Source organism: Pseudomonas idahonensis (assembly GCF_037903935.1).
Lineage (GTDB): Bacteria > Pseudomonadota > Gammaproteobacteria > Pseudomonadales > Pseudomonadaceae > Aquipseudomonas > Aquipseudomonas danubii.
Genome location: NZ_CP149586.1, coordinates 3,080,844 through 3,100,414 on the forward strand (window position 1 = coordinate 3,080,844; position 19,571 = coordinate 3,100,414).

Here is a 19,571-nt window from a genome sequence, read left to right on the forward strand (position 1 = left end):
GTGACAGGTTCAGGCCATCGCCACGCGCAGCGAGGCGCGGGTGAGGGCGGCGCTGAAACCCAGCAGAAAACGAATTTCAACGGCGCTCAGCAGGCCGCGGACATACAGCCGGATGCTCACGCGGGTGAGCAGGCGGGCGCAGGTGCACAGGCTGCAGACCAGCAGGGCCTGGAGGCCGCGTTGCAACATGGAAAAAGGCTTGAGATACATGGCGATGCTCCTTTCGGGCGAACAGCGTCGCCGTCGGCAGGGCGCTGGCCGCGCCGACGGTGGCATCGTTGGTTAGGTGTATCGGGCGCGGCCGTCCGAGGGCGGCCGCGCCGGGCTCAGGCCCTTAGAACCACTGCTTGAAGCGGCGGATGTACAGGGTCTTCATGGTCTGGGCGACCACGCAGTAGGCGAGCAGGGTGCCCACCAGCCAAGGGAAGTATTCCCACGGCAGCGGCACCAGGCCGACCATGCTGCCCAGGGGCGAGAAGGGCACGTAGATCCCCAGCGCCATCACCAGTCCCGTGGCCAGCATCACCGGCAGGGCCGCGGTGCTCTGGATGAACGGGATCTTGCGGGTGCGCAGCATGTGCACCACCAGGGTCTGCGAGAGCAGCCCTTCGATGAACCAGCCGGACTGGAACAGGGCGGCCATTTCCACGCTGTTGGCGGCGAACACGTACCACATCAGGGCGAAGGTGGTGATGTCGAAGATCGACGAGGTCGGCCCGATCCACAGCATGAAGCGCCCGATGTTGTTGGCGTCCCACTTGCGCGGCTTGGCCAGGTATTCCTTGTCCATCTTGTCCCACGGCAGCGCCAGCTGGGAGAAGTCGTACATCAGGTTCTGCAGCAGCAGGTGGATCGCCAGCATCGGCAGGAAGGGGATGAAGGCACTGGCCACCAGCACCGAGAACACGTTGCCGAAGTTGGAGCTGGCGGTCATGTTCAGGTACTTCATGATGTTGCCGAAGGTCTCGCGACCCTTGATCACCCCTTCCTCCAGCACCATCAGGCTCTTTTCCAGGAGGATGATGTCCGCCGATTCCTTGGCGATGTCGGTGCCGCTGTCCACCGAGATGCCGACGTCGGCATCGCGCAGGGCCGGGGCGTCGTTGATGCCGTCGCCGAGGAAGCCCACGGTGTGGCCGTTGGCTTGCAGGGCCTTGAGCACCCGGGACTTCTGCAGGGGAGTGAGCTTGGCAAACACCGTGCGCTCTTCCACCAGGCGCCCGAGCACCTGGTCATCCATGTGCTCGATGTCGCGACCCAGCAGCGGTTCGCCCGCTTCCAGGCCCACTTCGCGGCAGATCTTCGCGGTGACGATGGGGTTGTCGCCGGTCAGCACCTTGACCGTCACGCCGTTGTCACGCAGGGCGGCGATAGCCGGGCCGGCGGTTTCCTTGGGTGGATCGAGGAAGGTCAGGAAGCCTTCGATCACCAGCTCGCGCTCATCGCTGGCGCTGTACTGGCTGCGGGTCTGGCCCTTGGGCAGGTCCCGGGTGCCCACCAGCAGCACGCGGAAGCCGTCGCGGTTGTAGTCCTCGGCCAGTTGCAGCAGGGCGGCGCGGCGCTCGGCGTCGAGGCTCACGGCCAGTCCGTCCTGGCGTACCCGGGTGGCGGTTTCCAGCATTTCTTCCACCGCGCCCTTGCACACCAACAGGTGGTCGCCACGGGCGTCGGCAAGGATCACCGACAGGCGCCGACGGACGAAGTCGAAGGGCAGCTCATCGACCTTGCGCCAGGCGGCCGGCGGGGTGAAGTGCGGGTTGCCCTCGGCGAAGCTGACCACGGCGCGGTCCATCAGGTTCTTCATGCCGCTCTGGTGGTGGCTGTTGAGCCAGGCCAGTTGCAGCACCGCGTCGCAGCGGCTGCCGCTGATGTCGACGTGGTGTTCGAGGATGATCCGGTCCTGGGTCAGGGTGCCGGTCTTGTCGGTGCACAGCACGTCCATGGCGCCGAAGTTCTGGATCGCGTTGAGGCGCTTGACCACCACCTTGCGCTTGGCCATGGCCGCGGCGCCCTTGGCCAGGTTGGCGCTGACGATCATCGGCAGCATTTCCGGGGTCAGGCCGACGGCCACCGCCAGGGCGAACATGAAGGCTTCGGCCCAGTCACCCTTGGTGAAGCCATTGATCAGCAGCACCACTGGCACCATCACCAGCATGAAGCGGATCAGCAGCCAGCTGACGCTGTTGACCCCACGGTCGAAGGCGGTCTGGGTGCGCGAGCCGACGATGGAGCGGGCCAGGGAGCCGAAGTAGGTGCGCCCGCCGGTGGCCACCACCACGGCGGTGGCGGTGCCGCTGACCACGTTGGTGCCCATGAAGCAGATGTTGGGCAGGTCCAGCAGGTCTTGCTGGTCGGCGGCCAGGGCCTGGGCGGATTTTTCCTGCACGGCCCCCAGGGTGTCGTATTTCTCCACCGGCAGGGCTTCGCCGGTGAGCACCGCCTGGCTGATGAACAGGTCACGGGATTCGATCAGGCGGATGTCCGCCGGGATCATGTCGCCGGCCGACAGCTGGATGATGTCGCCCACCACCAGTTCGCGCATCGGTACTTCGCGAACCCGGGCCTGCATGCCCATCTGCTCGCGGCGCAGCACCGCGGCAGTGGTGCGGACCATGGCCTTGAGGGCTTCGGCGGCCTTGGCCGAGCGGTGTTCCTGCCAGAAGCGCATCAGGCCGCTGGCCAGCACCATCACCAGGACGATGATCACGCCGGTCAGATCAGTTTCTTCGCCGGCTTGCAGCGGCAGCCAGAAGTCGGTGAAGAAACTGATACCGGTCAGGGTCATCAGCACATAGATGAAGGGGTTGTTGAAGGCTTGCAGCAATTGCACCAGGGCGTGGGGCGGACGGTCGTGGGCGACCTCGTTGTGGCCATCCCGTTGCAGGCGGCCTTCGGCGTCCAGTTCAGTCAGGCCAGCGGTGCTGGAGTTGACGTTGGCCAGGGTCACGGCCAGGCCGTTCTGGGCTTCGCGGGCGGCACGCATCGACAGTTTGTTGCTGTCGCGGGTGGCGCTGGTGTTGCGGGAAGTTGTGGTTTTTACAGTCATTGCGTGTGCTCCTGCCGCCTGACTACGGCACGACACAGCGACCACTCAACTAATTAAAGACGAGCGAAAGTATGTCGAGCCGCAGGTTAGCGATCGATACGGATCTTGGCGTTTTTCAGGTTTTAACGTTCGCTGCCCAAACAATGAAGTTGAATGGACAGCGAACCTACTACTGGCCTCTTCCATAACTTTCTCCAGCAAGTTTCATTAACGAGAAGGCAATAAGGCGCCGTCAAACTTCCAAGTAAGAAGTTTGTGTGAAAACAACGGAAAGTGACCGTTGATTTATGGGTAAGTGCGCGCCCCGAGGTACAGGCCGAAGATCAGTCCGGCCTGCTGCAAGAGCAGGGCCGCGCCCCGACTCTGCGGGTCCTGGCTGTCGTCCAGGCTCCAGCGTTGTTGCAGCTGGCCGGTCATCGGGCAGACGCGCCAATTGGCCCGCAGGGCGGTGGCGGCGCAAGGTGAGGATGAGGAGAACGGCGAGCGTGCGAGAGCCTTGGGCTCACGGCACAGCTTGACCCGCATGGTGGCGGCAAAGGCGCGTACGCCGGGCATTACAGAAGATGTGAAGTGCATAACTTGTGCCTCGTGACCGGACTGGTTCCGGGGAGGCAAGTTACGTTGGAGCGTCAAGCCCTAGCGCAGCTCACCCGACCGCGGAGTCGAGTCCCGTCATTTTTCAGGGGTGCCTGGCGCTGCGCAGCGGCAGTGACCAGACAGCGTCTAGATACTGTGTCCATTGGCTTCTTTAGTGAGTTGAAAAAAGGCCGGATTTCCCGGCCCGCGCAATTTACTCAGGAGGGTCCATCGAGTCAAGGTTAAATTGCCTTGAATCGTTGTTCGATGATGAAGTTTCAGGTGAGGTTCAGCTTGAGGGATGAGTTCAGGCGTCGAGAGTGGGAAACATATAAGGGATACAAATAAAAAGTGCCCATGACCGATGGGGCGTCATGGGCACTGAATATAACTTCGCGGATTATCAGTTCAGCAAGTGCCGGGAGATATCCTTGTAAGTGTTGCTGTCGGTGGCGGCCATCAGTTGCCGTCCATCCTTTAAGGTGCCGATGAAGGTCACCTCGTTTTCAGTCCCCGCCATCAGGTAACCGGCAATGGCGCCTACCGGCCCCAGCAGCATGGCGCCAGCGATGCCATAGCCAAACGCGTCCTTGTTGGCGATGGGACTTTCAGTAGCGATTTCCAGGCTCTTGAAGGCCGATGCCTTGATCTCGACACCGGCGCTGTTGAGCACTGTCTTGAGCCTGAAGGTGCCGTGGCGGTACTCGCCAGCGCCCTGCAGAAAATCGCCCGATAAAACTTCAATATTTGCCATGTTGAATCATCCTTATCCAAGCATAACGAGACGGACCATTGAGCCCCTGGTCAGTGGGGGCGTCAACGGGGTTGCGATGAAGGGTGCTACCGCCAGTCCGCCTTCACCTGTCCTGAGCCTCGGTCAGGATCTCGCGCTCAATGCTGATCCAGATCAGGGCTGTGAAAGGTTGTAGCAGGGGATGGCGACTGGACCTCTATGTTCCGACCAGTGGCGGGCGCGGGCCGGAGGCAACGGGCAGGAAAAAGCGATGTTAAAAAATGTTAGATTGAAAAATATCTTCACATAATCCGCTCATTGGTGGATGATCATTCACAGCCAACGCTCAACCTGATAACAACAGCAACAGGATGGCCATGATGATCGCTTCGCTCCTGCCTCTCTCGGCACCGGTTCACGGTGCCATGCACCTTCCGGGCTTGCCGTCTGGCGCTGCGCCTGTTGCCGCTCTCTGTGTTGCATTTGCCGGACCTGCAATCCGGATTTCCCTGTCCTGTCCGGTTCTTGCCCGGCGCCTGTCCGGCGCGGCACAGTCCTGGTCTATTTCTGGAGTCCCCCATGAATAACAACAATGTCGGCGTCATCGGTCTTGGCGCCATGGGCCTGGGCATCGCCCGTTCGCTGTTGCGCAGCGGTTTCAAGGTGCACGCCTGCGATGTGCGTGCCGCGGTCACCGAGCAGTTCGCCGCTGAAGGCGGCGTGGCTTGCGCCTCGGCCGCGCAGTTGGCAGAGCAGTGCGAGGTAATCATCACCGTGGTGGTCAATGCCGAGCAGACCGAGAGCGTGTTGTTCGGCGAGGGCGGGGCGGTCGCGGCCCTGCGCCCCGGCAGCCTGGTGATCGGTTGCGCCACTGTGGCCCCGACCTACGCCGTGGACCTGGGCCAGCGCCTTGAGGCCCTGGGCATGCTCTATCTGGATGCACCGATCTCCGGGGGCGCGGCTAAGGCCGCCGCCGGCGAGATGACCATGATGACTTCCGGCCCGGCCAGCGCTTACGCCAAGGCCGAGGCGATCCTTGCGGGCATGGCTGGCAAGGTCTACCGCCTGGGGGATGCCCACGGGCTGGGCTCCAAGGTCAAGATCATCAATCAGTTGCTGGCCGGGGTGCACATTGCCGCCTCCGCCGAAGCCATGGCCCTGGGCCTGCGCGAAGGGGTGGATGCCGATGCCCTGTACGAGGTGATCACCCACAGCGCCGGCAACTCCTGGATGTTCGAGAACCGCGTGCCGCATATCCTCAAGGCCGACTACACGCCCTTGTCCGCGGTGGACATCTTCGTCAAGGACCTGGGCCTGGTGCTGGATACCGCCCGCGCCAGCAAATTCCCGCTGCCGCTGTCGGCCACCGCGCACCAGATGTTCATGCAGGCCTCCAGCGCCGGTTTCGGTCGCGAGGATGACTCGGCGGTGATCAAGATCTTCCCGGGCATCGAGCTGCCCGTGGCCAAGCCCGATGCCGTTTGAGGAGCCTGTGATGACGACTTCCACTCCACGCCCGTTGCTGGGTTGCATCGCCGATGACTTCACCGGTGCCACCGACCTGGCCAACATGCTGGTGCGCGGCGGCATGCGCACGGTGCAGAGCATTGGCATTCCCAGCGCCGAAGTGGCCGCCGGCTTGGACGCCGACGCCGTGGTGATCGCCCTGAAGTCCCGCACCACCCCGGTGGGCGAGGCCGTGGCCGAATCCCTGGCGGCGCTGCAATGGCTGCGCGAGCAAGGCTGCGAACAGATCTTCTTCAAGTACTGCTCGACCTTCGACTCCACCGCGGCGGGCAATATCGGTCAGGTCAGCGAGGCCTTGCTCAAGGCGTTGGGTGGCGACTTCACCCTGGCCTGCCCGGCGTTTCCGGAGAACGGCCGGACGATTTTCCGTGGCCATCTGTTTGTCCAGGACCAGTTGCTCAATGAATCGGGCATGCAGCATCACCCGCTGACGCCGATGACCGACGCCAACCTGGTGCGGGTGCTGCAGGCGCAGACCGCACTGCCGGTGGGCCTGCTGCGCTACGACAGCGTGGCCCAGGGCGTGGACGCGGTGCGGGCGAAGATCGCCGAACTGCGGCAAAAGGGCGTCGCCATGGCGATTGCCGATGCGCTGTCCGATGCCGACCTCTATACCCTCGGCGCCGCCTGCGCCGACCTGCCGCTGTTGACCGGCGGTTCCGGGCTGGCCCTGGGCCTGCCGGAGAATTTCCGCCGCGCCGGCAAGTTGCGTGATCTCGACGCCGCGAATCTGCCGTCGGTGGCCGGTGGCGAAGTGGTGCTGGCCGGCAGCGCCTCGGCGGCCACCAATGCCCAGGTGGACGCCTGGCTTGAGGCCGAGCGTCCAGCCCTACGCATCGATCCCCTGGCCCTGGCGGCGGGCGAATCGGTGGTGGCCCAGGCCCTGGCCTTTGTCCAGGCGCAGCAGGACACGGTGCTGATCTACGCCACCAGCACTCCCGAGCAGGTCAAGGCGGTGCAGCGGCAATTGGGCGTCGAGCGTGCCGGGGCCCTGGTGGAGAACGCCCTGGGCGAGATCGCCCGTGGCCTGCGGGATAACGGCGTGCGGCGCTTTGTGGTGGCCGGCGGCGAAACCTCCGGAGCGGTGGTCAAGGCCCTGGGTGTGCGCCTGCTGCAGATCGGTGCGCAGATCGATCCCGGGGTGCCGGCCACGGTCAGCAGCGGCGGCGAGCCCCTGGCCCTGGCCCTGAAGTCCGGCAACTTCGGCGGTCGCGACTTTTTCAGCAAGGCCCTGCGCCAACTGGCCGGAGGTCAGCCATGAGCCGCGAAAACGCCCTGCGCGAAGAAATCTGCGACGTCGGCCGCAGCCTCTATCAGCGCGGCTACACCGTGGGCAGCGCCGGCAATATCAGCGCGCGGCTCGACGATGGCTGGCTGATCACCCCCACCGATGTCTGCCTCGGGCGCCTCGATCCGGCAGCCATCGCCAAGGTCAACCTGGCGGGGGAGTGGGTCAGCGGCGACAAGCCGTCCAAGACCCTGGCCCTGCATCGCCAGGTGTATGACCGCAATCCGGGTGTGGGCGGGGTGGTGCACACCCATTCCACTCACCTGGTGGCACTGACCCTGGCCGGGGTCTGGCGCGACGACGACATCCTGCCGCCGCTGACCCCGTACCAGGTGATGAAGGTCGGGCACATTCCACTGATCGGCTACCAGCGTCCGGGTTCGCCCAAGGTCGCCGAGCAGGTGGCGCAACTGGCCAACCGGGTGCGCGGGGTGATGCTCGAACGCCTGGGCCCGGTGGTCTGGGAAAGCAGCGTGTCCAAGGCCAGCTATGCCCTGGAAGAACTGGAGGAAACCGCGCGCCTGTGGCTCATGAGCCAGCCGCGACCTGAGCCCCTGGATCAACACGCCCTGGACGAACTGCGGGACGCTTTCGGCACCGCCTGGTAATCACTGACAACGCTTCACGGCAAGCGCCCCCGGGAGCGCCATCGGGCTCTCGTGGGGAGCGGCTTGCCGGTAAAAAACAATAACAACAGGACTTCCCGAGATGAATGACTGCATTGGCTTTACGGGTTCCAGCGTCACCTGCAACACCTGCCAACCACTGGGTGGAGGGCTTGCCCAATGAGCCCGCTGATTCTGATGATCACCGCCGGGGCCGGCATCGCCCTGTTGCTGTTTCTGGTGCTCAAGTACAAGTTCCAGCCCTTTGTCGCGCTGATGCTGGTGAGCATCCTGGTGGCCCTGGTGGCCGGGGTGAAACCGGCGGAGCTGGTGGCCACCATCGAAGGCGGCATGGGCAAGACCCTTGGCCACATCGCCATCATCATTGCCCTGGGCGCCATGATCGGCCGCATCATCGAACTGTCCGGCGGTGCCGAGGCCTTGGCCAAGACCCTGATCGAGCGCTTCGGCAACCGCCGCACGCCCCTGGCCCTGACCATCGCCGGCTTCATCATCGGCGTGCCGGTGTTTTTCGAGGTCGGGGTGATCATCCTCATGCCCCTGGCCTACGGCGTGGCCCGCAGTGCGCGCAAGCCGCTGCTGGTGTTCGCCTTGCCGATGTGTGCCGCCTTGCTCACCGTGCATGCCTTCCTGCCGCCCCATCCGGGCGCGGTGGCGGCGGCCAGCCAACTGGGCGCGGACCTGGGCCGGGTGCTGATGTTCGGCCTGCCGCTGACCGCGCTGCTGTGCTACGTCGGCTACCGCGTGGCCGGGCGCATGACCCGGAGCAATTACTCGATGACCGACGATATCCGCGCCGAAGTCTATGGCCCGCATGTCACCAATGAAGACCTGGCGGCCTGGAACAGTGGCGCCGAGCAATCGGCCAGCCCGCAAGCACTGGCGGCCGTGGCCCATATGGGCCTGGAGGAATCCACCGGCACTCTGGCGGCGAAACTGCCGCCGGCGCCGCCACCGGGTTTCGGCCTGATCGTCAGCCTGATCCTGCTGCCTATCGTGTTGATCCTGCTGGGCACCCTGGCCACGTCCTTGCTGCCTCTGGAATCCACCCTGCGCGGCGTGTTGACCGTACTGGGGGCACCGCTGGTGGCACTGCTGCTGGACACCTTGCTCTGTGCCTGGCTGCTGGGCTCGCGCCGTGGCTGGAGCCGCAGCCAGGTCTCCGACGTGATCGGCTCGGCCTTGCCCGGGGTGGCCATGGTGATCCTGATCGCCGGTGCCGGCGGGGTGTTCGGCAAGGTCCTGGTGGACACCGGGATCGGTGCCGTGGTCTCCGACATGCTGCGCACCACCGGCCTGCCGGTCCTGGCCCTGGGCTTTTTGCTGACCATGCTGCTGCGTGCCGTGCAAGGCTCCACCACCGTGGCCCTGGTGACCACGGCGGGCATCATCGCGCCGCTGATCGCCACCCTCGACCTGAGCCCCAACCACATGGCCCTGCTGTGCCTGGCCATGGGCGGTGGCGGGCTGGCCATGTCCCATATCAATGACGCCGGGTACTGGATCTTCACCAAGCTGGCCGGGCTCAACGTCGCCGATGGCCTGCGTACCTGGACCGTGATTACCACTTTGCTCGGCACCTTGGGGTTCTGTATTACCCTGCTGATCTGGCCGTTTGTCTGACCCTTTGTCCCAGGAGTTCCCATGCCTCGTTTTGCTGCCAACCTCAGCATGCTCTACCCGGAACATGCCTTTCTTGAACGTTTCGCCGCCGCAGCGGCAGACGGCTTCACGGCCGTGGAGTACCTGTTTCCCTACGACTACAGCCCCCAGGTGCTCAAGCAGCACCTGGACGATCATGGCCTGCAGCAGGCGCTGTTCAACGCGCCGCCCGGTGACTGGGCGGCGGGGGAGCGGGGCATCGTCTCCCTGCCCGGACGCGAGCAAGAGTTCCGCCAGGGCTTCGACCAGGCCCTGGAGTACGCCGCGGTGCTGGGCAATTCACGGATTCACGTGATGGCCGGCCTGCTGCCGTCGGAACAGGACCGGGCCCGCCATCACGCGGTGTACCTGGAGAACCTGGCCCATGCCACGGCCCAGGCGGCCAAGGCCGGGATCACCGTGCTGCTGGAGCCGATCAACACCCGTGACATGCCGGGGTTCTTCCTCAATCGCCAGGACCAGGCCCAGGCCATCTGCAAGGAAGTCGGCGCGGCCAACCTCAAGGTGCAGTTCGACTGCTACCACTGCCAGATCGTCGAAGGCGACCTGGCGGTGAAGCTGCGTCGGGACCTGGCGGGCATTGGCCATATCCAGATCGCCGGGGTGCCGGATCGTCACGAGCCGGACCTTGGCGAGCTGAACTATCCCTACCTGTTCCAGCTGATGGACGAGCTTGGCTATGACGGCTGGGTCGGTTGCGAATACCGCCCCCGCGGCGACACCTCCGCTGGCCTGCAATGGCTGCGCGACTGGCAGGCGCGCCAAGGCTCGGCGGTGTAGCCGCTACTGCAGGTTGCGCAGGAAAAGGTATCTGGGGAACGTCGCGCAAGGCCCTGCGGGCGCTTTATGTAGCCGCTGCCGAAGGCTGCGAACGAGCCGTAGGCTCGCAGCGATTCCCCAACCGCCGAGGCCCCTGCGGTGCCTTGCGCAGCCTGCGGCAGCGGCTACAGAGGGTACGAAGGCCACGAACGGCTTGCGATGATTCGTAGCGATAAACACAGGAGTTTTTCCATGCAGCGTCTTGCCTGCCGGGCCGCGCTCGGCCTGATTTTGTCCCTGGGCGGTATGTCCCTGGCCGCGGCCGCGAGCTTGCCGCCGGCCACCGAGGGCGATTGGGTTGCCCCGCAATTCACCTTTCACAACGGCGAACAGCTCGCCAACCTGAAACTGCACTACATCACCCTGGGCAACCCCAAGCACCCGGCGATCCTCTACCTGCACGGCACCTACCGGCCGGCCAGCGACCTGCTGAGCAAGGATTTTGGTGGCGAGCTGTTCGGCCCGGGGCAACCTCTGGACGCGAGCAAGTATTACATCATCGCCACCGATGGCATTGGCGTCGGCCAGTCGAGCAAGCCTTCCGATGGCCTGCGCGCGCGGTTTCCCCAGTACAACTACGACGACATGGTCCAGGCCCAGTACCGGTTGGTCACCGAGGGGCTGGGGGTCAAGCACCTGCGCCTGATCATCGGCAATTCCATGGGCGGCATGCAGACCTGGCTCTGGGGCCAGCAATGGCCGCAGATGATGGACGCCCTGGTGCCCATGGCCTCCCAGCCCGGGGAAATGTCCTCGCGCAACTGGATGATGCGCCGGCTGCTGGTGGAGTCGATCAAGCAGGACCCGGCCTGGGACAACGGCAATTACCGGGTCCAGCCGCCGTCTCTGCGTCTGGCCAATGCGTTGTTCGCCACTGGCACCAGCGGCGGCACTCTGGCCTATCAGGCCCTGGCGCCGACCCGGGCCCAGGCCGACCAGTTGGTGGATGAGCGCCTCAAGGCGCCACAGACCGCCGATGCCAACGACTTCATCTACCAGTGGCAGTCTTCGGCGGACTACAACGCCGCGCCGGGGTTGAGCAAGATCCAGGCGCCGGTGCTGGTGATCAACGCCGCGGACGATGAGCGCAACCCGCCGGAAACCGGCACCCTGCAAGCGGCGCTCAAGCAAGTGAAAGATGCTCGCCTGCTGCTGATTCCCGCCAGCGCCGAAACTCGCGGGCACGGCACCACCGGCATGGCCCGGTTCTATGCTCGTGAGCTGGGGCAGTTCATGGCCGACACCGAGAGAGCCCACTAGGCTCTGTACGAAAAGTGTTGAGACGAAGGTCAGGCAAGGCGAAAACGGTCGAGGAACGGCCAGGGTCGCGTTCGACTTTACGGGGTGTAAATGAGCCTTCCGATCGGACTCGCGCACGAGACCGTTTTCCACGCAGCTTCACCGAGTATCAAGGCTTTACGTACAAAGCCTAGGGAGGGCTGTTCACTCTTTGTGGTGAGGGAACGTGCTCATGCCAGGTGGCGCCGCCGCCCCAAAGCCGGACGGCGCGACCTTTCGGGGATTGAGGGGCATCAGGCATTGCGTCTGCTGCGCAGATGAGTGGGAGCACGTTCCCTGGCCACGGATTGCAGGTGTTGGGGGCTATCGCTGGCCTCAGGATGGTGCCGGCAGCAGCAATTCCACCCCGTGCTTGCGAATGCCGTCCGCCGCTGCGGGGGCCAGGGCCGCGTCGCTGATGATGATGTCGAACTGCTCCAGGTCGGCGATCTTGTACATGCCGAAGGTGCCGTACTTGGAGCTGCTGGCCACCAGCACCACCTGGGTCGCCGATTGCATTGCCACCTGCTTGACCTCGACCTTCAACGCCGAGGGCGTGGTGAGGCCCCGGCGCAGGTCCCAGGAACTGGTGGAGATAAAGGCCACGTCCGTGACCACCTGGCGCAGAGTCGCCACTGCCAGCCCGCCAACGCAGGAATGGTTGGAATGGTCCAGCTGACCACCGGTGTGGATCACTGTCACTTGGGGTGCGTCGAGCAACGCCTGGACCACGCCGAAATCGTTGGTGATCACGGTCATGCCCGACAGCGCCTTGATGTAGGGCACGATCTCCAGGGTGCTGGTGCCAGCATCCAGGTACACCGTCATGTCCGCATGCAACAGGCCCGCCGCGAGCTTGGCCATGGCCTGCTTCTGCGGCAGTTCCACCACAGCCTTGGATTGATGGCTGGGCTCACTGTGCAACTGACTGGCGATGCGTACGCCACCGGTCACCGAATGGGCGCGGCCTTCCTGTTCCAGCAGGGCGATATCCCGGCGCACCGTCATGTGCGAGCAGTCGAACATCTCCATCAACTGATGCACGCTGAGTACCTGATGCTTGCGCAACTGGCGCAGGATCTGCTCGCGGCGCTGTTCCGGAATCATCGGGGCGTTGCTGTCAGTGGCGAGGTCCTTGGGACTGGGCATTGGGGCTCCGGATTGGCGGGTCGGCAAAGACAGAAATGGGCTCGTCATAGTAGCGAAACTCGCCGCCGCGGACGAGATTTACTGCCGTTCACGAGTCAGCAAATTCTATCTTGAGGCCGTCGTCAGCAGTTGCTTGAGCAGGCAGTGCGGTCGATATGCCAGCGCTGTTTGAGCCGTTGCAGGCTGCCATCGCGTTTCATCGCCTCCAGGGCCCGCTGCCAGCGGGCGACCCGGGCGGCGTCGACCTTGGGGGAAAAGGCGATGTAGGCGTCCTGGCGCATCAGCGGCATCTGGTAGCTCAACTGATCGAAGGGCATGCCTTCTTCGGCGGCAAAGGTGCTGACGCTCATGGTGTCGGCCACCAGGTATTGCACCCGTCCCAGTTGCAGCAGGCGAATCATGACCTGCGGGCTGTCCACCCCCCACAGATTGTCCAGCCCCTGTTGCTTGAGGTAGCGGTAGACCAGCCACTTGCGCGGTACGGCAATCTGTCCGCGGGTCTGGTGCAGGTCGGTGACCGTGCTGTGGTCGCCAGTGCGGGCGTACAGCGCGGTTTCGGTCTGCATCAGCGGCCCCACCCACTGATAGCGCGACTCGCGCTCGGCCGTGCGCAAAATGGTAAACACCGCGGTGTCTTCGGCCTCGCTGGCATCGCGCAAGGCGCGCAACATTGGCCGTTGCTGGACCTGCACCGGATCACCGGTGCGTTGCGCCAGGGCTTGCACCACCTCCACAGCGAAGCCCGTCATGTGCTCGCCCTGCTGGAAGTGCAGCGGCGGGTGGTTGTCGGTCAGCATGCGCAACTCGCCAGCGTGAGCGGTGAGACTCAACAGCGGCAACAGTGCCTGCAGTATCCATTTCATGCAGTGCCCTTAGAGGGATAAAACCCAGAGCTTAGTACGACTGGTCGCCGCCTGTCGCGCTCGAACTTCGGGTCTGTAGCGTGCTTTAGCGGGCCATGCCGGGGCGATTTTGTCGTCGGCAGATCGCTGTGCTGCAGGTATCCTGGCGCAGCCCTTGTTGAATGGAATCTGCCCATGTTCACCCCCCTTGTTCATCCCCTGCGAGCCACTGGCTTGCTGCTGGCGCTCCTGGCTTGTGGCCAGGGCGCCCAGGCCAGCAGCTTCGACTGCGCCAAGGCCGCCAGTGCCAGTGAGAAGGCCATCTGCGCCGACCCCTATACCGCCGGGCTGGACAGCCAGCTGGGCAAGGCCTGGACGGCGACCCTGGCCGAGGCCAAGGACCCCAAGGCGCTGCGCCTGGGGCAGCGTGAATGGCTCAAGCAGCGCGACCAGTGCCAGGCCGACCTGGGCTGTCTGCGCAGCCAATACCTGAGCCGGCTGATGGTGCTGCGCTATGTGAATATTGCGTTCAACTGGCAGGGCACCTGGCAGCGGGTCTCGGTCAGCCCGTTCTACGGCGGTGAGCTGGTGATCCGGCGCAGCGGCGAAGATCGTCTGAGCTTCGACCTGTCGGCCATGGGCGGCGCCAATTCCGGTGCGCTGGCGGGCAAGCTGCAGCTCAAGGACGGTGAAGCCCGCTACAGCGTCGAGGGCTGCCAGCTGCGCTTGACCCCGCGCAACGGCCTGTTGCAGGTGACCCAGGAGGGCGACTCTTATGCCTGCGGCGCCGGTTCGGGGGTGTATTACGACGGGCTCTATGTGGCCTCCCGGCAAATCCTGGAGCACCAGTACGATTTGCTGTCCACCGCGCTGGTGCGTACCGAGGAAGAAGATCTGCGCGCCCGCAAGCTGCTGCAAAAGGATTACCAGACCCTGCTCGACAGCGGCTCGGTGTTCTCCCAGGACACCTCGGCTGAGCTCAAGGGCGCCGAGGTCACCGATATGTGGCTGCAAGGGTTGGCTAATACCAATGCGGCGATTTTCGTGCGCGGTGCCAAGGGCGAGTTGTGGGTCGCGCTGCTGGCAGTGGTGGGCCCTACCGATGAAGTGCGGGTGCGCTACTACACCACCGAGCCTGAGTGGAAGCAGCGCCTGCCGGACGTGGTACAGCGCTGGTACGAGGCGCGCAGCCAGGGCCAGCAACTGCCGCTGGACATGATGCCCTGAAGCACAGGCGGGCCGGATCTCATCATCTGTTGATGAACGTGGCGGCAGAAATTTCGCCGGGTGGATGCTGAAGCCGGCCGGTGCAGCTGCTAGAGTCTCGGCCCGGGCCGCCTGGATATCGCCCCGAGGGTGCCGGCACAGGGGCGCCAAGCCTTGGCCTGCCGGACAAATTCCATCAGTTGGTGACGCGAAGCCATTGTGAGCGTCTACGACCTTAGCAAGTGACACTGCCGCCGCCGTTACCGGCGCCTGGCACATTGAAATTGGGAGATTGTAAATGGTCATCAAACCCCGCGTTCGCGGCTTTATCTGTGTGACGACCCATCCAGTGGGTTGCGAAGCCAACGTCAAGCAGCAGATCGATTACGTCACCCAGCAGGGCGCCATCGACGCAGGGCCGAAGAACGTGCTGGTCCTCGGCGCATCCACCGGTTACGGCCTGGCCGCGCGGATCACCGCGGCCTTCGGTTGCGGCGCCAACACCCTGGGGGTGTTCTTCGAGCGCGGCAGCGTTGACGGCAAACTGGGCACTGCCGGCTGGTACAACACCGCGGCGTTCCACAAGTTCGCCGAAGAAAAGGGCCTGTACGCCAAGAGCATCAACGGCGACGCCTTCTCCGACGCGGTCAAGGCCGAAACCATCGAAACCATCAAGCGCGACCTGGGCAAGATCGACCTGGTGGTCTACAGCCTGGCGGCGCCGCGCCGCACCCACCCCAAGACCGGTGAAGTGCTGAGCTCGACCCTCAAGCCCCTGGGCAAGTCCGTGACCCTGCGCGGTGTCGACACCGACAAGGAAATCGTCAAGGAAACCACCCTGCAGCCGGCGACCCAGGAAGAGATCGACGGCACCGTGGCAGTGATGGGCGGCGAAGACTGGCAGATGTGGATCGACGCGTTGCACGAAGCCGGTGTGCTGGCCGAAGGCGCGAAAACCACCGCCTTCACCTACCTGGGCGAGAAGCTGACCCACGACATCTACTGGAACGGCTCCATTGGCGAAGCCAAGAAGGACCTGGACCAGAAAGTCATCGGCATGCGCCAGCAACTGGCCGAGCTGGGCGGCGACGCTCGGGTGTCGGTGCTCAAGGCTGTGGTTACCCAGGCCAGCTCGGCGATCCCGATCATGCCGCTGTACCTGTCGCTGCTGTTCAAGGTGATGAAAGAGCAGGGCAGCCACGAAGGTTGCATCGAACAGGTCTACGGCCTGTACAAGGACAGCCTGTACAACAGCGAGCCGGTGATCGACCAGGAAGGCCGCCTGCGTGCCGACTACAAGGAGCTGCAACCGCAGGTCCAGGACCGGGTCAAGCAACTGTGGGACCAGGTGACCAGCGAGAACCTCTACGAGATGACCGATTTCGTCGGTTACAAGCAAGAGTTCCTGCGCCTGTTCGGTTTCGAGATCGAAGGGGTCGACTACGAAGCCGACGTCGATCCGGACGTGAAGATCAGCAACCTGATCCAGCTGTAATCCGCGTCTAGCGTCAGCCAGCGCCCCTCCTTCGTGAGGGGCGTTGTCGTTTCTGCCCCCGTATTTCATCGAGGAGCCGGCTTGCCGGCGAAGAGGCCCGCACGTCTTGTGCTGGTCTTGAAGACGCCTTCGCTGGCAAGCCAGCTCCTGCAGGTAGGTTCTGCTGTCGTGTAGGAGCCGGCTCCTACGGTGGCGGGGCAATTGCGCAAGATTGTTCAAGCCAGGGGGCGCCGGCAGATGGCACAGTCAGCGTCCGTTATCTGTGTGCAGGGTGTCATGTCCAGCGTTCTCTTACCTCGTGCCGCCTTTATCCGCGGCGCCATCGCCATCATGCCGCTGTCCCTGGCCACCGCGCCTTGGGGGCTGCTGGCCGGTTCCATGGCCATCGAAGCCAATCTCACGCCGCTGCAGGGCCAGGGGCTGTCGAGCATCGTCTTTGCCGGCGCCGCGCAACTGGTGGCCATCGGCATGCTCAAGGGCGGGGCAGGGATCTTCTCGATCCTGCTGACCACCTTGCTGCTCACCTCCCAGCACTTGCTCTATGGCATGAGCCTGCGCTCGGTGATCTCGCCCTTGCCCGGGCGCTGGCGGGTGGGCCTGGGCTTTCTGCTCACCGATGAGCTGTTCGCCTTGACCAGCGCCCACGACAAGCAGCAGTTCGACCGCTGGTACGCCCTGGGCGTGGGCCTGACCTTCTACGTGGCCTGGAACCTCTTCACCTTGCTGGGCATCGTGCTGGGCAAGAGCATTCCGGGCCTGGAGCACCTGGGCCTGGACTTTTCCATCGCCGCAACCTTCATCGCCCTGATCACGCCGCTGGTGCGCAATGTGCCCACCGTGGTCTGTGTCGCAGTGTCGCTGTTCTGCTCGGTGCTGTTCAGTTACTGGCAGTGGGGCTCGGCGCTGGTGTTGTCGGGCCTGGCGGGGATGGCCGCGGGTTTTGTCTGCAACAAACTGTATCGGGGGCAAGCATGATGGTCTGGGCAGTCATCTTCGGCATGGGCCTGTTGGTCTTTCTCAATCGCTACGTGTTTCTCGAACCACGCCTGCCGCTGCGCCTGAGCAGCAATGCCCGGCAGTTCCTCGGCTTTGCGGTGCCGGGCATGCTCACCGCCATCTGCGGGCCGATCGTGTTCATGCCCGATCACCAGTTGAACCTGCACTGGGACAATCCCTACCTGCTGAGCTCGCTGGTGGCCATTGCGCTGGTGATCTACACCCGCAACACCCTGGTCAGCATGTTGCTGAGCATGGGGTTCTTTTTCTTTCTGCGCTGGTGGCTCTGAGGGCCATTTGCGCTAGCCTGTGCCGCTTTCGGCGCAGGCCGACCTTTAAACCGCAACGGATGCATCGGATGAGCGACTTCCCCCACGATATCGACCTGGACGCGTTCTGGGACAGGGCCACCCACTGCAAGATCAACCAGGCACCGGCCAGCGCCGCCATGATCGCCGAGCTGCAAGCCGAGCTGGGCTATCGCCTGCCGCCGTCCTATGTGGCGTTCATGAATCGCTACAACGGCGGGCGCCCGCACCTGTGCTGTTGCCCCACCGAACAAGGCACCTCCTGGGCTGAGGACCACTGCGCGATCGACAGCTTCCTGAGCATTGGCCGCGACACCGCCTATTCGTTGGGCGGCAGCCTGGGCAGTCGTTTCAAAATCGAGAAATGGGGTTACCCGGACCTCGGGGTGTACATCTGCAATTGCCCGTCTGCCGGGCACGACATGGTGGCTCTGGACTACCGCGAATGCGGCCCCGAGGGCGAGCCGCGGGTGGTGCACGTGGACCAGGAACGCGACTACGCAGTGACCGTGCTGGCGCCGAACTTCGAGGCCTTTATCCGCGCTCTGGTGTCCCCCGAGGTCTATGACACCTCGGAGCAGGATTACCTGGACGATCTGGACAAGGTCGCCAGCGCGCCGTTCTCAGCGCTGCTGGAGGAGTTGCTCGAACAGTTCCACGAAGTGCCCGACCTGGGGCCGCTGATCCGCCAGATCGCCTTGCGCATCGTCCATGAAAAACGCTACTTCGCGCTGCATGCCGATCCGCTGTCGCAACTGCTGTATGACCTGCAGTTCTGGCTGTACCGCAACTGCTATCCGGTCAACGACGAAGAGTCGTACCTGCAGGTCTACTGCGACATGATCGCCTTCGCCAAGGGCTTCGGCACCGGTGGCTACGCCCCGGACTTCATCCGCGACTGGTTTCGGGCACGGCTGGCCGGCGGCCAAATGCGCCAGGCGGCGGACGGGTTGGTCTTGACGCCAGCCTATCGCGCGCAGTTGCTGGAACAACTCTCGGGGTTTCGCCCCCTCAGCCCAGACCCTCAGGAGCAGCCATGAGCGAGGCATCGATTCGCATCACCGCCGAACAGACCCTTTCTGATAATTGGTACGTGCTGAAGAAGTACAGCTTCGAGCTGCGTCGCCGCGACGGCAGCTGGCAGGCCCAGGACCGTGAGGTCTATGACCGGGGCAATGGCGCGACCATCCTGCTGTACAACCTCAAGCGGCGCACGGTGCTGCTGACCCGGCAGTTCCGCATGCCGGCTTTCGTCAACGACCACCACGGCTACCTGATCGAGACCGCTGCCGGCCTGCTGGACAACGCCAGCCCGGAGGTGCGCATCCGTCAGGAAGCGCAGGAGGAAACCGGTTGCCGGGTAGGCGAGGTGCAGAAGGTTTTCGAGGCCTTCATGAGCCCGGGTTCAGTGACCGAGCGGGTGCATTTCTTCATCGGTCATTACCAGGCCGAGGACCGCATCGATGAAGGCGGCGGACTGGAGCACGAAGGCGAGGACATCGAGGTCCTGGAGCTGGACATCGACCAGGCCCTGGGCATGATCGACAGCGGCGAAATCGTCGACGGCAAGACCATCATGCTCCTGCAATACCTGCAGCTGCATGTGCTCAAGCCGCGCAGCCTGATGGTGCTGGTGGCCGGCCCGTACCGTTCTGGCAGCGGCGACGATCCGGCAGTGCTGGCACGCAATGTCGCGGCCATGGAGCAGTGCGCCGCCCAGGTGCTGGCGGCCGGGCATTTTCCGGTGCTGGGGGAGTGGGTGGCGTTGCCCATGACCCGGTTGGCGGGGTCCCTGGCGGTGGGCGATGAGATCTACAACGCGCAGTTCCACGCCTATGCCGAACGCCTGCTGGAGCGCTGTGATGCCGTGCTGCGCATCGGCGCGGCCTCGGCGGGCTGCGACGCCATGGTGCGGGTCGCCGAGCGCCTGGGCCTGAGTGTCTATCACCGGGTGGAGCAATTGCCGGCTGTGACGCCGGGCGCGCTCCCGGCTGATTCCGAGCGCTGATCCCGACGACTG

18 protein-coding genes are annotated in these 19,571 nt (G+C 64.2%); 12 read left to right on the plus strand and 6 right to left on the minus strand.

Annotated features, from left to right (window positions below; all coding sequences use genetic code 11):
- Positions 1-9 precede the first annotated feature (9 nt).
- From WIN67_RS14110 to WIN67_RS14125, 4 genes are all read right to left on the minus strand, one after another.
- Positions 10-210 carry a hypothetical protein gene (locus WIN67_RS14110; RefSeq protein WP_102879669.1) on the minus strand — a complete coding sequence of 67 codons (201 nt, stop codon included), beginning with the start codon at positions 208-210 and terminating at the stop codon, positions 10-12.
- Between the two features lie 124 nt (positions 211-334).
- On the minus strand, positions 335-3,046 hold the full coding sequence (gene mgtA, locus WIN67_RS14115; RefSeq protein WP_102879668.1) for a magnesium-translocating P-type ATPase: 2,712 nt from the start codon (positions 3,044-3,046) through the stop codon (positions 335-337).
- A 285-nt stretch (positions 3,047-3,331) separates the two neighbouring features.
- Positions 3,332-3,622: a hypothetical protein gene (locus WIN67_RS14120; RefSeq protein WP_102864541.1), complete on the minus strand. Its 291-nt coding sequence runs from the start codon at positions 3,620-3,622 to the stop codon at positions 3,332-3,334.
- Positions 3,623-4,025: 403 nt separating this feature from the next.
- On the minus strand, positions 4,026-4,376 hold the full coding sequence (locus WIN67_RS14125) for a hypothetical protein (protein WP_025128277.1): 351 nt from the start codon (positions 4,374-4,376) through the stop codon (positions 4,026-4,028).
- Positions 4,377-4,934: 558 nt separating this feature from the next.
- Between WIN67_RS14125 and ltnD the strand changes: the two genes are divergently transcribed.
- The 6 genes from ltnD (at position 4,935) to WIN67_RS14155 (ending at position 11,537) form a co-directional block, all read left to right on the plus strand.
- The gene (gene ltnD / locus WIN67_RS14130) at positions 4,935-5,840 is read left to right on the plus strand and encodes an L-threonate dehydrogenase (RefSeq protein WP_339071514.1); all 906 of its coding nucleotides are present in this window, start codon (positions 4,935-4,937) and stop codon (positions 5,838-5,840) included.
- A gap of 10 nt (positions 5,841-5,850) precedes the next feature.
- A complete protein-coding gene (gene otnK / locus WIN67_RS14135; protein WP_102879666.1) occupies positions 5,851-7,143 on the plus strand; it encodes a 3-oxo-tetronate kinase in 1,293 nt (430 codons plus the stop codon).
- Entirely contained in the window at positions 7,140-7,778 is a 639-nt protein-coding gene (locus WIN67_RS14140) for an aldolase (protein WP_115582332.1), read from the plus strand. Before otnK ends, WIN67_RS14140 begins: the two co-directional genes overlap by 4 nt.
- A gap of 177 nt (positions 7,779-7,955) precedes the next feature.
- Positions 7,956-9,419: an SLC13 family permease gene (locus tag WIN67_RS14145; RefSeq protein WP_339071515.1), complete on the plus strand. Its 1,464-nt coding sequence runs from the start codon at positions 7,956-7,958 to the stop codon at positions 9,417-9,419.
- Between the two features lie 21 nt (positions 9,420-9,440).
- On the plus strand, positions 9,441-10,238 hold the full coding sequence (otnI, locus tag WIN67_RS14150) for a 2-oxo-tetronate isomerase (protein ID WP_339071516.1): 798 nt from the start codon (positions 9,441-9,443) through the stop codon (positions 10,236-10,238).
- A gap of 231 nt (positions 10,239-10,469) precedes the next feature.
- Positions 10,470-11,537: an alpha/beta fold hydrolase gene (locus WIN67_RS14155; RefSeq protein WP_102879662.1), complete on the plus strand. Its 1,068-nt coding sequence runs from the start codon at positions 10,470-10,472 to the stop codon at positions 11,535-11,537.
- A 354-nt stretch (positions 11,538-11,891) separates the two neighbouring features.
- Here the strand turns inward: WIN67_RS14155 and WIN67_RS14160 are convergent, their stop codons facing one another.
- Both WIN67_RS14160 and WIN67_RS14165 read right to left on the minus strand, forming a co-directional pair.
- The gene (locus WIN67_RS14160; protein WP_102879661.1) at positions 11,892-12,704 is read right to left on the minus strand and encodes a DeoR/GlpR family DNA-binding transcription regulator; all 813 of its coding nucleotides are present in this window, start codon (positions 12,702-12,704) and stop codon (positions 11,892-11,894) included.
- Positions 12,705-12,826: 122 nt separating this feature from the next.
- Positions 12,827-13,567 (minus strand): substrate-binding periplasmic protein, encoded by a 741-nt coding sequence (locus WIN67_RS14165; RefSeq protein WP_339071517.1) that lies wholly within the window; start codon positions 13,565-13,567, stop codon positions 12,827-12,829.
- Between the two features lie 174 nt (positions 13,568-13,741).
- On the opposite strand from WIN67_RS14165, the gene WIN67_RS14170 reads away from it, so the two are divergent.
- From WIN67_RS14170 to nudK, 6 genes are all read left to right on the plus strand, one after another.
- Complete coding sequence (locus WIN67_RS14170; RefSeq protein ID WP_339071519.1) at positions 13,742-14,773, plus strand: lysozyme inhibitor LprI family protein; 1,032 nt, start codon at positions 13,742-13,744, stop codon at positions 14,771-14,773.
- A gap of 277 nt (positions 14,774-15,050) precedes the next feature.
- The gene (gene fabV, locus WIN67_RS14175) at positions 15,051-16,247 is read left to right on the plus strand and encodes an enoyl-ACP reductase FabV (RefSeq protein ID WP_102879659.1); all 1,197 of its coding nucleotides are present in this window, start codon (positions 15,051-15,053) and stop codon (positions 16,245-16,247) included.
- A gap of 276 nt (positions 16,248-16,523) precedes the next feature.
- Positions 16,524-17,222: an AzlC family ABC transporter permease gene (locus WIN67_RS14180; protein WP_102879658.1), complete on the plus strand. Its 699-nt coding sequence runs from the start codon at positions 16,524-16,526 to the stop codon at positions 17,220-17,222.
- Positions 17,222-17,533 (plus strand): AzlD domain-containing protein, encoded by a 312-nt coding sequence (locus tag WIN67_RS14185; RefSeq protein WP_162884178.1) that lies wholly within the window; start codon positions 17,222-17,224, stop codon positions 17,531-17,533. Before WIN67_RS14180 ends, WIN67_RS14185 begins: the two co-directional genes overlap by 1 nt.
- Before the next feature lie 68 nt (positions 17,534-17,601).
- Entirely contained in the window at positions 17,602-18,591 is a 990-nt protein-coding gene (locus tag WIN67_RS14190) for an SMI1/KNR4 family protein (RefSeq protein ID WP_339071520.1), read from the plus strand.
- Positions 18,588-19,559, plus strand: a complete 972-nt coding sequence (nudK, locus tag WIN67_RS14195) for a GDP-mannose pyrophosphatase NudK (RefSeq protein ID WP_273905764.1) — start codon at positions 18,588-18,590, stop codon at positions 19,557-19,559. The genes WIN67_RS14190 and nudK overlap by 4 nt, the downstream gene beginning before the upstream one ends.
- Positions 19,560-19,571: the final 12 nt, after the last annotated feature.

Excerpts from the sequence above, each read along its gene's own strand:
- WIN67_RS14110 (WP_102879669.1), bottom strand. The coding sequence starts at position 210 with ATGTATCTCAAGCCTTTTTCCATGTTGCAACGCGGCCTCCAGGCCCTG.
- mgtA (WP_102879668.1), bottom strand. The coding sequence starts at position 3,046 with ATGACTGTAAAAACCACAACTTCCCGCAACACCAGCGCCACCCGCGAC.
- WIN67_RS14120 (WP_102864541.1), bottom strand. The coding sequence starts at position 3,622 with ATGCACTTCACATCTTCTGTAATGCCCGGCGTACGCGCCTTTGCCGCC.
- WIN67_RS14125 (WP_025128277.1), bottom strand. The coding sequence starts at position 4,376 with ATGGCAAATATTGAAGTTTTATCGGGCGATTTTCTGCAGGGCGCTGGC.
- ltnD (WP_339071514.1), top strand. The coding sequence starts at position 4,935 with ATGAATAACAACAATGTCGGCGTCATCGGTCTTGGCGCCATGGGCCTG.
- otnK (WP_102879666.1), top strand. The coding sequence starts at position 5,851 with ATGACGACTTCCACTCCACGCCCGTTGCTGGGTTGCATCGCCGATGAC.
- WIN67_RS14140 (WP_115582332.1), top strand. The coding sequence starts at position 7,140 with ATGAGCCGCGAAAACGCCCTGCGCGAAGAAATCTGCGACGTCGGCCGC.
- WIN67_RS14145 (WP_339071515.1), top strand. The coding sequence starts at position 7,956 with ATGAGCCCGCTGATTCTGATGATCACCGCCGGGGCCGGCATCGCCCTG.
- otnI (WP_339071516.1), top strand. The coding sequence starts at position 9,441 with ATGCCTCGTTTTGCTGCCAACCTCAGCATGCTCTACCCGGAACATGCC.
- WIN67_RS14155 (WP_102879662.1), top strand. The coding sequence starts at position 10,470 with ATGCAGCGTCTTGCCTGCCGGGCCGCGCTCGGCCTGATTTTGTCCCTG.
- WIN67_RS14160 (WP_102879661.1), bottom strand. The coding sequence starts at position 12,704 with ATGCCCAGTCCCAAGGACCTCGCCACTGACAGCAACGCCCCGATGATT.
- WIN67_RS14165 (WP_339071517.1), bottom strand. The coding sequence starts at position 13,567 with ATGAAATGGATACTGCAGGCACTGTTGCCGCTGTTGAGTCTCACCGCT.
- WIN67_RS14170 (WP_339071519.1), top strand. The coding sequence starts at position 13,742 with ATGTTCACCCCCCTTGTTCATCCCCTGCGAGCCACTGGCTTGCTGCTG.
- fabV (WP_102879659.1), top strand. The coding sequence starts at position 15,051 with ATGGTCATCAAACCCCGCGTTCGCGGCTTTATCTGTGTGACGACCCAT.
- WIN67_RS14180 (WP_102879658.1), top strand. The coding sequence starts at position 16,524 with ATGTCCAGCGTTCTCTTACCTCGTGCCGCCTTTATCCGCGGCGCCATC.
- WIN67_RS14185 (WP_162884178.1), top strand. The coding sequence starts at position 17,222 with ATGGTCTGGGCAGTCATCTTCGGCATGGGCCTGTTGGTCTTTCTCAAT.
- WIN67_RS14190 (WP_339071520.1), top strand. The coding sequence starts at position 17,602 with ATGAGCGACTTCCCCCACGATATCGACCTGGACGCGTTCTGGGACAGG.
- nudK (WP_273905764.1), top strand. The coding sequence starts at position 18,588 with ATGAGCGAGGCATCGATTCGCATCACCGCCGAACAGACCCTTTCTGAT.